This window comes from Thalassospira marina, from assembly GCF_002844375.1.
Lineage (GTDB): Bacteria > Pseudomonadota > Alphaproteobacteria > Rhodospirillales > Thalassospiraceae > Thalassospira > Thalassospira marina.
Genome location: NZ_CP024199.1, coordinates 2,470,444 through 2,483,975 on the forward strand (window position 1 = coordinate 2,470,444; position 13,532 = coordinate 2,483,975).

At 55.4% G+C, this 13,532-nt stretch carries 16 protein-coding genes and 1 tRNA gene; 3 read left to right on the forward strand and 14 right to left on the reverse strand.

Annotation, left to right across the window (positions count from 1 at the left end; genetic code table 11):
* Positions 1 to 84: 84 nt before the first annotated feature.
* The gene (locus CSC3H3_RS11285; RefSeq protein WP_101264660.1) at positions 85 to 297 is read left to right on the forward strand and encodes an alkylphosphonate utilization protein; all 213 of its coding nucleotides are present in this window, start codon (positions 85 to 87) and stop codon (positions 295 to 297) included.
* An 83-nt stretch (positions 298 to 380) separates the two neighbouring features.
* Here the strand turns inward: CSC3H3_RS11285 and CSC3H3_RS11290 are convergent, their stop codons facing one another.
* The gene (locus CSC3H3_RS11290; RefSeq protein ID WP_101284870.1) at positions 381 to 659 is read right to left on the reverse strand and encodes a hypothetical protein; all 279 of its coding nucleotides are present in this window, start codon (positions 657 to 659) and stop codon (positions 381 to 383) included.
* Positions 660 to 772: 113 nt separating this feature from the next.
* On the opposite strand from CSC3H3_RS11290, the gene CSC3H3_RS11295 reads away from it, so the two are divergent.
* The gene (locus CSC3H3_RS11295; RefSeq protein WP_101264298.1) at positions 773 to 1,672 is read left to right on the forward strand and encodes a LysR substrate-binding domain-containing protein; all 900 of its coding nucleotides are present in this window, start codon (positions 773 to 775) and stop codon (positions 1,670 to 1,672) included.
* A 57-nt stretch (positions 1,673 to 1,729) separates the two neighbouring features.
* On the opposite strand, the gene CSC3H3_RS11300 is transcribed toward CSC3H3_RS11295, so the two are convergent.
* The gene (locus CSC3H3_RS11300) at positions 1,730 to 2,620 is read right to left on the reverse strand and encodes an SDR family oxidoreductase (RefSeq protein ID WP_101284871.1); all 891 of its coding nucleotides are present in this window, start codon (positions 2,618 to 2,620) and stop codon (positions 1,730 to 1,732) included.
* 134 nt (positions 2,621 to 2,754) lie between these two features.
* Here CSC3H3_RS11300 and CSC3H3_RS11305 point away from each other — a divergent pair, with 134 nt between their 5' ends.
* On the forward strand, positions 2,755 to 3,678 hold the full coding sequence (locus CSC3H3_RS11305) for an AraC family transcriptional regulator (protein ID WP_101284872.1): 924 nt from the start codon (positions 2,755 to 2,757) through the stop codon (positions 3,676 to 3,678).
* Between the two features lie 56 nt (positions 3,679 to 3,734).
* Here CSC3H3_RS11305 and CSC3H3_RS11310 read toward each other — a convergent pair whose 3' ends face one another.
* From CSC3H3_RS11310 to CSC3H3_RS11365, 12 genes are all read right to left on the reverse strand, one after another.
* The gene (locus CSC3H3_RS11310) at positions 3,735 to 4,028 is read right to left on the reverse strand and encodes a hypothetical protein (protein ID WP_133125757.1); all 294 of its coding nucleotides are present in this window, start codon (positions 4,026 to 4,028) and stop codon (positions 3,735 to 3,737) included.
* Between the two features lie 214 nt (positions 4,029 to 4,242).
* Positions 4,243 to 4,319: transfer RNA gene (locus CSC3H3_RS11315), tRNA-Met, on the reverse strand.
* Between the two features lie 299 nt (positions 4,320 to 4,618).
* Entirely contained in the window at positions 4,619 to 5,776 is a 1,158-nt protein-coding gene (gene mnmA / locus CSC3H3_RS11320; protein WP_101284873.1) for a tRNA 2-thiouridine(34) synthase MnmA, read from the reverse strand.
* 147 nt (positions 5,777 to 5,923) lie between these two features.
* Positions 5,924 to 6,622 carry a thiaminase II gene (gene tenA, locus CSC3H3_RS11325; protein ID WP_101284874.1) on the reverse strand — a complete coding sequence of 233 codons (699 nt, stop codon included), beginning with the start codon at positions 6,620 to 6,622 and terminating at the stop codon, positions 5,924 to 5,926.
* Positions 6,623 to 6,731: 109 nt separating this feature from the next.
* Entirely contained in the window at positions 6,732 to 6,929 is a 198-nt protein-coding gene (gene iscX, locus CSC3H3_RS11330) for a Fe-S cluster assembly protein IscX (protein ID WP_101284875.1), read from the reverse strand.
* 48 nt (positions 6,930 to 6,977) lie between these two features.
* Positions 6,978 to 7,313 (reverse strand): ferredoxin family 2Fe-2S iron-sulfur cluster binding protein, encoded by a 336-nt coding sequence (locus CSC3H3_RS11335; protein WP_101264306.1) that lies wholly within the window; start codon positions 7,311 to 7,313, stop codon positions 6,978 to 6,980.
* 115 nt (positions 7,314 to 7,428) lie between these two features.
* Positions 7,429 to 9,336: a Fe-S protein assembly chaperone HscA gene (gene hscA, locus CSC3H3_RS11340; RefSeq protein WP_101284876.1), complete on the reverse strand. Its 1,908-nt coding sequence runs from the start codon at positions 9,334 to 9,336 to the stop codon at positions 7,429 to 7,431.
* Positions 9,337 to 9,357: 21 nt separating this feature from the next.
* The gene (hscB, locus tag CSC3H3_RS11345; protein WP_101284877.1) at positions 9,358 to 9,996 is read right to left on the reverse strand and encodes a Fe-S protein assembly co-chaperone HscB; all 639 of its coding nucleotides are present in this window, start codon (positions 9,994 to 9,996) and stop codon (positions 9,358 to 9,360) included.
* Between the two features lie 234 nt (positions 9,997 to 10,230).
* Positions 10,231 to 10,572, reverse strand: a complete 342-nt coding sequence (locus tag CSC3H3_RS11350) for a HesB/IscA family protein (protein ID WP_101264309.1) — start codon at positions 10,570 to 10,572, stop codon at positions 10,231 to 10,233.
* Between the two features lie 45 nt (positions 10,573 to 10,617).
* Positions 10,618 to 11,022: a Fe-S cluster assembly scaffold IscU gene (gene iscU, locus CSC3H3_RS11355; protein ID WP_101264310.1), complete on the reverse strand. Its 405-nt coding sequence runs from the start codon at positions 11,020 to 11,022 to the stop codon at positions 10,618 to 10,620.
* Between the two features lie 62 nt (positions 11,023 to 11,084).
* On the reverse strand, positions 11,085 to 12,308 hold the full coding sequence (locus CSC3H3_RS11360; RefSeq protein WP_101264311.1) for an IscS subfamily cysteine desulfurase: 1,224 nt from the start codon (positions 12,306 to 12,308) through the stop codon (positions 11,085 to 11,087).
* A 24-nt stretch (positions 12,309 to 12,332) separates the two neighbouring features.
* Positions 12,333 to 13,463, reverse strand: a complete 1,131-nt coding sequence (locus CSC3H3_RS11365; RefSeq protein ID WP_101284878.1) for a cysteine desulfurase family protein — start codon at positions 13,461 to 13,463, stop codon at positions 12,333 to 12,335.
* Between the last annotated feature and the right edge of the window lie 69 nt (positions 13,464 to 13,532).

Below are 13,532 nucleotides of genomic sequence, written 5' to 3' on the forward strand. Positions count from 1 at the left end.
CCTGCATGATGGACGCGCCTTGTCCGAACTGCCGATTTTCACACCGCCCTTCATTGGCGGCATGGCCACGCGCACGAGGATTACATGAGCGACGTTAAAGACTGCAACGGCACCGAGCTTAATGACGGTGATTCCGTCACCCTGATCAAGGATCTGAAGGTTAAGGGAACATCGACCACCCTTAAACGCGGTACCCTGATGAAAAACCTGCGCCTGACCAACAAGGACAGCGAAGTGGAATGCCGCAATGGCAAAACCACCATTGTCCTGAAAACCGAGTTTCTGAAAAAAGCCTGATCCGTCCGGCTTTGATCAAAGGACGATCAAGGGTGTTGATTTGCACCCGTGATCGTCCTTTTGCTTTTTCGACATCGGCCTTATCAGTGACGGCGCATTTGGCGGGCAATTTCACGCCGCGCCAGGTTTTCCGGCAGGCGCAGGGCAATATCAAGCTGCGCACGTGACAGCCCGGTCACATCGCGCAAAATCATCTCGTCCAGCTTTTCAAGGCTGCGAGTTTCCTGCGTGTTCTGCGGGCGTGGTGCCAATGCATCGCAAATACGGCGCAACAGGCCAGGCTTTGTGTCCGCACTGCTATGGCGGGCATTACGGCTGGTTAAAATGGTGTTTTGCTGCGGGTTCATGGTTTGCGTCATCATCCAAAACCTCCTGTGGTGCCTTCATCTGTTGCCCCACCCTGCCCCACAGGCATTGATTAAACAAACGAGAAGATTTAACGTTATCTGTGAGGAAACCTCAAACGAGAGTACAGATGAACGCCAACCCGCCAACCATTCCCAATCTGGACCTTGATCTGGCACGCACCTTTGTTGCCATTTGCGAAAGCGGCAATTTCTCGCGCGCAGCCGAACAGGTCCATCGCAGCGCATCGGCGATCAGCCTGCAGGTCAAAAAGCTGGAGGAAATGGTAGGGCGCGATTTGTTTTATCGCGAAACCCGCAAAGTACGGCTAACCCCCGATGGGGAAATATTGCTGGGTTATGCCAGGCGTTTGCTGAAACTTAATGACGAGGCCTTTTCCAAATTTTTGCAGCCCCAATTTACCGGGCGTATTCGGCTGGGTGCGCCCAATGACAATGGCATTGTCGCCATGCCCGAAATTTTGCAACGCTTTGCCGCCACCCACCCCCATGTCGAGGTTGATGTGCATTTGGGCCCCACGGCCAATTTGCGCCGCCGTATTGCCAAGGGCGAACTTGATATCGCCATTTTCAGTTACGACCCGGAGCTGGACCCCCAACAGCCGATCCATACTGAACCACTGGTCTGGCTGGGTGCGCGCCATGGCAATGCGATGGAAAAACGCCCCCTGCCCATGGCCCTGGCCGAACCGGGCTGTTATTGGCGGGCAATGGCACTTCGGGCACTGGATGAGGCCGGCCTGAATTATCGCATCGCCTATACCAGCGAGTTTTGCCAGGCCCAGATCGCCGCTGTGCGGGCTGATCTTGCGATTGCGCCCCTGCCCATCAGCGTTATTTCAAACGATCTGGTGCATCTGGGTGCCCATCACGGCCTGCCCGATTTGGGCGAATATCGCATGACCCTTGCCAAACGCGAAGGGGCTGGCGCGATCGAGGATGTTTTGGCCGAACATGTGGTAACCGGCTTTAAGATCATTGCCGAACGCGGCATGCGCCTTTTTGCCTGAAACGACAAAAGCCGGAGCCCCGAACGGCCGCGGCTTTTAAAGCTGAATACGTAATATTTAACCCGCGAAATAGTCGGTATTGCGCATATCATCAAGCAGGCCTGGCCCGCCGGGCGCCCAGCCCAGATTGGCGCTGGTTTTCGCCGCCGATGCACGAATGCTGATTCCGGCGAAATGGGCAAACCAGGTAAAATAATCAGCCGCTTCTTCGCGCGTCAGGCTTTTGACCGGCACGTCCAACCCTGCACCGATCGTGCTGGCGATATCCTTGAACGGAATGCCTTCTTCGCCAACCGCGTGATAAACCGGCAAAATATCTTTTGCTTCAATGGCATCACAATATGCCTTTGCCGCATCAAAGCGATGCACGGCAGGCCACATATTTTGCCCGTCTTCAATATAGGCGGCCATGCCCTTTTGCCGGGCAAGACCAATCAGGATCGGTACAAACCCATGATCACCCGCCCCATGGACTGACGGCGGAAGGCGCATCAAAGATGCCCGAACACCCTTTTCGCGCAAAGCCAGCGTCGCCTGCTCGGATGCGACACGCGGGTTCTTCGCATTGCTCGAAAAATCGTCTTCGGTTGCGATCCCGTCCGTTGACAGCAGGCCAATCCCCGACGTCACCACAAAAGGCCGCGAAGACCCCGCCAGTACTTCGCCCATTGCCGCAATGGCATGGCGGTCATTTTCGCAGTTTTCGGCAAATTTTGAAAAATCATGGTTAAAGGCAGTATGGATAACAGCCTCGCACTCTGCTGCACCCTTACGCAGGCTTTCCAGATCGGTAATATCACCGCGATGGATATCCGCCCCGGTTTTTGCCAGTGCCTGCGCAGATTTGTCAGACCGCACCATACCCAAAACACTATGGCCGCGCGTCCTCAATTCCTGAACGACTGCACTACCGACAAAGCCCGTTGCACCTGTTACGAAAACACGCATTGCATTCTCCTGCTTGCTACCGTGTGTATCTGGCGGGCCTTGCAGCCCGGATGACAGGAAGATAGGCGATAGCGCGTGGACGAACTATGCGCTAAACTCCGCAATAGTTTCGCGTTCGTCCAAAAGGAAAGCTCATGGACCCGTTATCAGATGTTCTGTCATTGCTCAAACCACGCAGTTACATGTCTGCCGGGGTGGATATTGCCGGAGCCTGGGGTATTCAGTTTCCCTCGCTTGGCCGGGGGATAAAAACCGGGGCTGTGGTAAAGGGCGAATGCTGGCTATCGGTTGATGGGGTTGCGGACCCGGTGCATTTAAAAACCGGCGACTGCTTTTTACTGCCCCATGGCTGCGCCTTTTTCATGGGCAGCAGCCTGGATGCCGCCCCCATCGCCGCGGCAGAATTTTTCGCCAAAAACAAGGGGTTCGGGCATATCCGCACTGTTAATGGGGGTGGCGAATGCGTGGTAGCCAGCAGCCGCTTTATCCTTGATGGCACGCAGGCAGACCTGCTGCTGGCCTTGCTTCCGCCGATTGTTCATATCCACGAACATGGCGAATCAGCCGCCCTGCGCCATTCCGTTGAACGGATGATGGAAGAAATGCGCCGGAACGAACCGGGCAGCACCCTTGTTTTGCAAAACCTCGCGCATATGATGCTGGTTCAGGCGCTGCGCCAGCATCTGGATAGCGCACAGGATGGCACCGGCTGGTTTTTTGCCCTGTCAGACCGGCAACTGGGTGCCGCCATTGGTGCCATTCACAATGACCCAGCCTATCCCTGGACTGTGGAGCTTCTGGCAAATTATGCTGGCATGTCACGCTCGGCCTTTGCCGCCAAATTCAAAGACCGCGTTGGCAAAAGCCCGATGGCCTATCTGACGCAATGGCGCATGTTGCTGGCAGGTGAAAGGCTGGGAACATCACGCGAACCGGTTTCCGTGATCGCGCTTGACCTGGGATACGAATCCGAAAGCGCGTTCAGCACCGCGTTCAAACGTGAAATGGGCGTATCGCCCCGGCAATATGGCCAGCTTCGCATAACAAGTGCGGCATAACGCCTGCGCAAGCACCCCACCCAGCCAAGCCAGCCAGACAAAAACCCGCCGGTCGCTTAACCGGCGGCAACTTCCTCGTCGGAATAGGGCGCATAGACGCTTTCAATCACGGCGTCGGTCCAGCCGATACGGCGCATACAATCAAGCACCATGGGCGAAATCGCCACTTTCTTTTCCTTGTCCTTCACGGCCTCATACTGGGCCACGAATTTCTTGGGAATCTCAATCTCGCTGCCCTTGGCAACGATCGCCTCCAGCTCGCGACGCCCCTCTGTCTCAAGACTCTCCCAAAGCACACAGCGCGCAGGTGTCCAGGCCGTCGGACTGAAATTCTGGTTTTCTTCGCTCATCTGCATCCCCAAGGCTCGCTTGATAGTGCCCTAGTGATAGGCAGCTAGCCACCGAAAGTCCAGATCATTCAATGGAGAAACGCGTAAGCGAAATAGCTGTCTCGAAGAACCAAGCAAGCATTTCAAAAAACCCGGTTTTGGGAAGCTGCCCTGACCGATGACAGTAGGATTGCATAAAGCAAAAGCCCGATCCTTTCGGACCGGGCTTTTGAATTGGTAGCGGAGGAGGGACTTGAACCCCCGACACGCGGATTATGATTCCGCTGCTCTAACCAGCTGAGCTACTCCGCCATATGGCTTTGTCTTCTGCGTTCCGTGTTGTCCGGAACGGGGCGGTTTTTACGTCAGGGAACCGCCCCCGTCAAGCGCCTTTTTGACGTTTTTGTCAAAAAAGATTCCGACAAAATCGCAAGTGGCACAAAGCCTTGAAAAAACGCCCTCTGGCACAGGCCAAAGGGCGCATCCCGCCCGATATGGCGGGTTAAATCGCAAAGGAATGTCTGACAGCCCGTTATTTGGGCCTACAGGCTTGCATCAGACGAAAACACCGAAGGATAAGTCGGTAACGTCCGATGCCTTCCTGGCGCGTTTCAGGCGGCGTGGGCGCCATCTGTTGCGGTGTTATGTTCCTGGCTGCTGATCCAGCCGCCACCCAGCACACGGTCGCCCTGATAGATCACGCCTGCCTGTCCTGGCGCGATGCCAAATTGCGGCGCATGCAGGTCGATGCGGGCCTGACCGGGGGCATCGGCCACCGGATAGATGGTTGCCGTTGCCGGTGCCATTGCGGAACGCAGTTTAACCTCGACCTCAACACCTTCGGGATCGATGGAAGCTGCACCGAGCCAGTTCAGTTCCTTGATATAGATGCTGTGCTTTGCCAGTGCCGATTTGGGGCCGACAATGACCTGCCGGGTTTCGGGCACCAGTTTGACCACATAAAGCGGTTCGGCTGTGCCACCGATATTAAGGCCGCGACGCTGGCCGACCGTGTAATGGATCAGCCCGCGATGATCGCCCATCACATTGCCATTCACATCGACAATCTGGCCCGGTTCGCCTGCTTCGGGGCGCAGTTTTTCGACCAGACGGGCATATTTGCCATCGGGCACAAAGCAGATATCCTGGCTGTCGGGCTTATCGGCCACTTCAAGGCCAAACCGGGCGGCAAGTGCGCGGGTTTCGGCCTTGGACGTTAAATGACCCAGCGGGAATCGCAGGAAATCAAGCTGGTCCTGGGTGGTGGTGAACAGGAAATAGCTTTGATCGCGGTTAGCATCGGCTGCGCGGTGCAGTTCTGCCTGCCCGTTTGCACCCAGCTTGCGCTGCACATAATGGCCGGTTGCCATGCAATCCGCGCCCAGATCGTGCGCCGTTTCCAGCAAATCGCGGAATTTGACGGTCTGATTGCATTTAACACAGGGAATCGGCGTTTCACCGCGCAGATAGCTATCGGCAAAATCGTCGATCACTTCCTCGCGAAAGCGGCTTTCGTAATCAAGAACGTAATAGGGAATGTCGATATCTTCGGCCACTTTGCGGGCATCGTAAATATCGCGCCCGGCACAGCAGGATTTCGCCCGCGATGGTGCGTTTGCGCCCATATCATAAAGCTGCAGGGTGATCCCCACCACGTCATACCCTTCGGATTTCAAAAGGGCGGCGGCAGCCGAGCTATCAACCCCGCCCGACATGGCAACAACCACGCGAGTATCTTCGGGGGCTTTGTCTATTCCAAGACTGTTCATCGTCACATTCCCTTGGCCCACCATCGGTCAAGGCGATGGCGACCAGATTGTCGATCTCTGATCAGGTGTTCGTTTGGTTCTTATGATGCATGAGGCGCTTTACGCACCTTCATGCCGGTTCTGTTATGCCCATATGGGCGTTACCGCCTATTTTGCCAGATCAAGGCCCATTTGCCAAAAATCGGCTTCAAGGCGGCTTGCCATGGCAAAGGTTTGCGTCAAATCGGCAATGCGGGCTTCGCCACCGCGTTTTTGCGCCAGGGCATCGAGCAGGGTAATTTCCGCTTTGGCAACATTCTGGAAATCCTCGGACGCATACATTTCAATCCATGCGCGATAAGGATTACCTTCCAGTTTTGTATCAGAAGCTGCCATCAACCGGTTTGCGATTTCGGCATATCCCACCATACAGGGCATCAGGGCCACATGCAGGTCGATGATATCGCCCTGATGGCCCTTTTCCAGCACATAGCGGGTATAGCCGACTGTTGCGCGCGATTCTGGCTGGCTGACAATATCGCTTTCGGCAAGGCCCCAGCCTTTGCAGAAATCGAGATGCAGGCTCATTTCCATATCGAGAATCGCCGACACCGTTTGCGAAAACTGGCGCATGGCTGCCAGATCATCGGCCTTATAAACCGCAAGGGCATAGGCACGGGCAAACTGGATGAGAAACAGGTAGTCCTGGATCAGGTAATGGCGGAAACATTCCTGCGGCAGGGTGCCATTGCCCAGCTTGCGAACAAATTCATGATCCACATAGCTTTGCCAGACATCGGGTGCATTGGCACGCAAACGGCCAAACAGGCTGTTTTCCGGGATAATGTCGATAAAGGGGCTGGGCATCACGGCGGATCCTGTTTTGCAAATATGTCACGGCTTAAAAACAGATCAGACCAGCCCGCGTTGGCGGGACTGGTCCATCTGTAAAGTTAGCAAAGCAAAGGCAATCGCCTTAATCTTCGCGTTCCTCGATCCATGCCATCTGGATGGCTTCAAGGATTTTTTCGTTCGACGCTTCGGGATCGTCTTCAAAGCCCGGCAGTTCGCATACCCATTTGTGCAAATCGGTAAAGCGCAGATGCAGGTTATCCTTGTCAGGATGGGCTTCTTCAAGCTCGATCGCGATATCGATGGTATCTGTCCAGCGCATCGTCGTCCCCTTTTGCGGGTGAAAAGGCAAGGCGGCAAACAGGCCTGATTATTTATCGACCATCATGTTGCGGGTCGCGGAAGGCAGCATGACGCGCAGGCCATCAAGTTCATCATTCATGATGATCTGACAGCCAAGACGCGAGGTTTCGGTCAGGCCGAAAGCCAGGTCGAGCATGTCTTCTTCGTCTTCGCTGGGTTCTTCAAGTTTGTCAAACCAGTCGCCATCCACAACAACGTGGCAGGTCGAACATGCCAGCGAGCCTTCGCAGGCACCTTCCAGATCGATGCCGTTTTTATGCGCGGCTTCAAGAACGGACAACCCGTCGGCGACCTCGAATTCTTTTTCCGTACCGTCAGGTTCTACAAAAACGATCTTGGGCATCTGCGCCTTTCTCCTCGAATTTAATTCTGTTTCGATCTCTGTTTATCGACCCGCTATGGCGATGTGCGGGGACAATCGCCGTAGCAGCACCATTTGTCAATTCATCAAGGCCCGATTACGGGCTGACACTGTTCACATTCTGGCCAGCAAGTGCGCGGCGAATACCACGGTCCATGCGTTTTTCCGCAAATGGGCGTGATGCCGTATCAAGTGCCTCGGCCAGATCATTGATCACCTGCCGGTCTTCACCCTGCATTGCCGCTTCCAACTCGCCCACGGCGGCGGTGATGGCGGCACTGTCTTCGGCGTCAAGCAATTCGGCATCGGCCTTCATCGCGGCCTGAACGGCCAGGATGTTGCGCCGTGCTTCAACGCGGGCCTCGGTCAGAAGGCGAAGTTCCATATCCTCGCGGGCATGAACCATGCTTTCACGCAGCATATTGGCCATGTCGGTTTCGTTAATGCCGTAGGTCGGCTTGACGGCAACTTCCTGTTCAACCCCGGTGGTTTCTTCACGTGCAGCCACGGTTAGCAGGCCGTCAGCATCGACCTGGAAGGTCACACGGATACGCGCCGCACCCGCCGCCATTGGCGGAATACCACTAAGCACAAAGCGTGCAAGTGACCGGCACTGATCGACCATTTCGCGCTCGCCCTGCACCACATGGATCATCATGGCGCTTTGGCCATCCTGATAGGTGGTAAATTCCTGGCCCTTGGCAACGGGAATAGGGGTATTACGGTCAATGACCTTTTCAACAATACCGCCCATGGTTTCAAGACCCAGCGACAGCGGAATAACATCCAAAAGCAGGTTGTCCGAGCCACCAGTCAATGCTTCGGCCTGCAGGGCCGCACCAACGGCCACGACCTCGTCCGGGTCGATATTGGAAAGCGGTTCCTGTTCAAACAGGGCCGCCACAGCGGCACGCACGGCAGGCACACGGGTTGAACCACCAACCAGAACAACGCCCTTCACGTCTTCAGGCAGGACGTCGGCATCATCAAGCACCTGTTCGGTAATTGAAACCGTCCGGGCGATCATGGGGGCGATCATGGCATCAAACCCGGCGCGGGTGATGCGGTGTGTTGTTTCGCGGTCATTGATATCAACCGCGACATCAACCTGTTCCTGATCGGTCAGCGCTTCCTTAATCGCACGGGCGATTTTAAGCAGGCGTTTGGCGGCCGATGAATCAATCGCATCCTCGATGCTTTGATCCTTGCGCGCGCCCAGAATGCTTTCGACAATGGCGTGATCAAAATCATCACCGCCAAGAGCGGCATCACCGCCGGTCGATTTCACCTGGAAAACGCCCTTTTGCATTTTCAGAAGCGAAATATCAAAGGTGCCACCACCAAGGTCGTAAACGGCATAAAGCCCCTCTGCCCCGTTATCCAGGCCATAGGCCAGGGCAGCGGCGGTTGGTTCATTGACCAGGCGCAGAACCTCGATCCCGACAAGTTTGGCGGCATCCTTGGTTGCGGTACGGGCAGCATCGTCAAAATAGGCCGGCACCGTGATCACGGCCTGTTCCACATCCTGCTCAAGCGCCTGTTCGGCACGGGCTTTCAGGGTGCGCAGGATATCGGCCGAAACCTCGACCGGGGTTAAAACCCGGTTGCCAACATTCAGGCGCACCATTTGCGGTTCGGCGCCATTGGCATCGGCCGGTGTTTCGGGAATTTCCACATGGTAAGGAAGCGTGCCCGCCACCGATTTCACATCTTCAAGGCCACGGCCCATCAGCCGTTTGACCGATGAAACCACCTGGCTTGCCTGGCTGTCGATCATATCGCGGGCGGCTTCGCCCACGGTAACCGTGCCGTCAGTCGCATAATGCACAACAGAAGGCACAATCGCCGACCCGCCATCAGGGTTGCGCAGCACTTCCGATTTTTCGTCGCGCGACATCGCCACGACCGAATTGGTTGTGCCCAGATCGATCCCGACCGCCAGTTTACGTTCTTCCTCGTGGGGAAGCGGGGTTTGTCCGGGTTCGTGGATGGTCAGCAAAGCCATAAATTCAATCCGTTTATTGTGTCAGGCCGCAGCCAAGCGCGCCTTTTTGGCACGCGCTTCCTGCGCCATTTTTAACAGATAACGCAACCGCGTCGTCAATTTGCGGGCCGCATCATAGGCCCCGCCATTGATCGCTGTTGCCACTTCTTTTTCGCAATCACGCGCGGTTTTGCGCACATCGCGAATAATCGCATCAATGGCGGCACGGTCCCCGGCATCATCCAGGGCTTCGCGCATTTCCATTGCTTCCATCAACAGGGCGGGGTCATTAACGGTTTGCCCCTCGCCGCCTTCGGGCTCAACGCCATTCATGCGCATCATATATTCGGCACGCGAAACCGGGTTTTTCAGGGTTTCAAAGGCATCGTTCAGGCTGGCGGCCTGCTGCTGCGACAGGGCCTTTTCCCGCGCCGATTTTGTTGCAAACCGGTCAGGATGCAGGGCCTGCTGCTGTTTAAGATACTGCACTTCGATCGCGTCGATATCGACATTGAAATCACGCTCAATCTCGAAGCGGGCAAAATGGTCAAGCTGACCGGGGGCCTGAATGGCACCACAGGTATCACAAAACAGCGCAACGGCGGCCACCGGCCCCTTGCAGGACCAGCAGGTTTTATTGCCACTGGTGTTGGATGTGCTCTGTTTTGACGCAGCAGTCATGATCTTCTGGCCTGTATCCTGTTTCGTCATTCAAGGGGCAGTTGGCACATTACCCGAACGGGCAAGGGCCGCTGCCTGTGACTTCCCGCCAGGTGAAACCCGCCAGCGGTGCAAGGCTTGCCCCGTAATTTTCCGGGTTTCAAATACCGGTCAGCAAATTTGGTGTCATCAAGTGATGGCCCCGGCGCAAGCACCGGGGCCATCATCAAGATCAGGGCCGGAAACCCGGCGACATCATACGTGGAAGGATTCCCCGCAACCGCAACGCCCTTTTTCATTAGGGTTACGGAAGACGAAACCTTCTTCCATTTTGTCGACCGAATAGTCCATTTCGGTACCCAGCACAAACATGATTGCCTTGGGGTCGATCATCAGCTTCACGCCGTCATCAAGCTGGACGATTTCGTCAAATCCGCTTTCATCATCGGCGTATTCCAGCGTGTATGACAGACCCGAACAACCCTTGCTGCGCACACCCAGACGAATGCCGGCCGACGGTTTGCCGCGGCTTGCCAGCAATGCCTTGATATGGTCAAGCGCATCGGGTGTTACATTGATAGGGGCCGGTAATGCCATCCTGGTCTCCTTGTCTCCAGATTATCACCTGGTCGGCAAAGCAGCTTATTCAGCTGCTTCAACCTCGGCTTTGCCGTTTTTGGTGTTGTAGTCGCTGATCGCTGCCTTGATCGCATCTTCTGCGAGGATCGAGCAGTGAATCTTGACCGGCGGCAGGGCCAGTTCTTCGGCAATCTGCGAGTTTTTGATTGCGCCAGCTTCGGCAAGCGACTTGCCCTTGACCCATTCCGTGATCAGCGAGCTTGATGCAATCGCCGAACCGCAGCCAAAGGTTTTGAATTTCGCATCTTCGATGATCCCTTCCGGAGAAACACGAATTTGCAATTTCATGACGTCGCCACATGCCGGCGCACCGACAAGACCGGTTCCAACAGCGGTTTCGTTCTTGTCAAACGAGCCGACATTGCGCGGGTTTTCATAATGATCAAGAAGCTTTTCACTATAAGCCATGGTTTGAACCCTCCTAAGAAGTCCTGTGTCTCTCTGTAACTATTATATAGTACGGCAGGCGATTAATGCTCGGCCCACTCGATTGATTTAATGTCGATGCCTTCCTGCGCCATTTCCCAAAGCGGGCTCATTTCACGCAGGCGTTCCACTTCGTTGCAGATCGCATCAACAGCCTGGTCCAGTTCTTCGCGGGTGGTGAAGCGGCCAATGCCGATACGAAGCGAGGTATGGGCCAGTTCTTCATCAACGCCAAGGGCGCGCAGCACGTAAGACGGCTCCAGCGACGCAGAGGTGCAGGCAGAACCCGACGAAACAGCAATATTCTTGATGCCCATCAGAAGGCTTTCACCTTCGACATAGGCAAAAGAAATATTGAGGTTGCCCGAAACGCGATTTTCTTCATCGCCATTCAGATAGATATCGGCCAGACGCTCGCGGAAACGGTTCAGCGTGTAATCACGCAGTTCCGAAATGCGGGCGTTTTCTTCGGCCATTTCGTTCATGCAAATGTCGCAAGCCTTGCCAAGACCCACGATCAGCGGGGTCGGCAGGGTGCCCGAACGCATGCCGCGTTCCTGACCACCACCGGTGATCTGCGCGACAAGGCGCACACGCGGGCGACGACGAACGAACAGCGCACCAATGCCTTTCGGGCCATAGATTTTGTGGCCGGAAATCGACATCAGGTCGATTTTCATTTCGTTGACATCAAGCGGAATTTTGCCAACGGCCTGGGCAGCATCACAATGGAAGAAAACACCACGTTCACGGCAGATTTCGCCAATTTCTTTCAACGGCTGAATAACGCCGATTTCGTTATTCACAGCCATGATCGAAACCAGTGCGGTTTCATCGGTGATGGCGGCCTTAAGCTGTTCCAGATCAACCAGACCATTTTTCTGAACCGGAAGGTAGGTAACCTTGAAGCCTTCCTGTTCCAGATGGCGTGCGCTGTCGAGAACACATTTATGTTCGGTAACAGTGGTGATCAGATGCGGCTTTTTCTTGCCGTAAAACTTCATCACGCCTTTCAGCGCAAGGTTGTTTGACTCGGTCGCACCAGAAGTAAAGATCACTTCTTTGGCTGATGCGCCAATAATTGCGGCAACCTGGCCACGGGCAAGTTCAATCGCATCTTCTGCTTCCCAGCCGAACGAATGGTTCCGCGAGTGAGCATTGCCGAATTTTTCATAAAAATAAGGCAGCATTGCATCAACGACACGCGGGTCGGTCGGCGTTGTCGCCTGATAGTCCAGATAGATCGGCTTTGCTTTAAGCTCGTTCATTTTTAGGCATCCTCACTCATTTTCTCAGGCAGCATTGCGCGCGAGTTTTTTGCGCTCCGCATTGCCCCGCATCCGGCTCCAAACACGGATAAACATATCGATCTCTTCGTCGGTTGTTTCAGGACCCAGACTGACCCGAATGGCCGAGCCCGGTTCCAAAACACCCATTTCCTTCAAAACGTGGCTTTCGCGAACCTTGCCTGACGAACAGGCAGACCCCGAACTGATTGCCACCCCGGCCAGGTCCATTGCCATGACCTGCGTTTCACCGGGCATGCCGGGCAGGATCAGGCAACTGGTATTGCCAAGGCGCGCGGCATCACGGCCGGCGATCACCACTTCTGGCGCCAGGGCCAGAATTTCTTTTTCCAAACGGTCCCGTTTGGTCCTAATTTCATCAGCACGGCCACAACGATCGGTAACCCGTGCAGCCGCAGCACCCAGGCCAGCAATGCCAGCCACATTTTCGGTACCGCCACGGCGATATTTTTCCTGCCCGCCACCGCGAATTTGCGGCACCAGCATCACACCCGGCGCAATGGCAAGCGCGCCAATACCCTTGGGGCCGCCAAACTTGTGGGCCGACACAGACACCATATCCACCAGCAACTGCCCCATATCGACGGGGATGCGGCCAATCGCCTGCACCGCATCGCAATGGATTTTGGCACCATATTCGCGCGCCAGAAGGGCCGCCCTGGCGACAGGCTGAATAACGCCTGTTTCATTATTTGCCAGCATGACAGACACCAGCACCTTTTCACCGGCGGCCTGACATGCCTTTAACATGTCTTCCAAAGCGTTCAGGTCAATGACCCCGTTGCCATCCACCGGGATACGCCTTGCATCACTGCGGGCATCCATGACGGATGGATGTTCAACAGCACCGGTCAGCACCACAACATCTTCAAGGCCGTTCAGGGCCAGATTGTTGGCTTCGGTGCCACCGCTGGTGAAAATAATGCGTTCGGAATCACCACCGACCATTTCGGCAACGGCGCGGCGCGCATGATCGACAATTTTACGGGCGTCGCGCCCTGCCCCATGCACCGACGACGGATTACCGGCAATATCAAGTGCTGCCACCACCGCATCCTTCGCGGCGGCGATCATTGGCGCACTTGCATTGTAATCTAGGTAAACCTGCTTCTTCATAACGTCGGTTGCTGTCTTTGCGATCAGGGGTTTGAAAAATGTGTCATCACGAACCGGGCCAAATGCCGG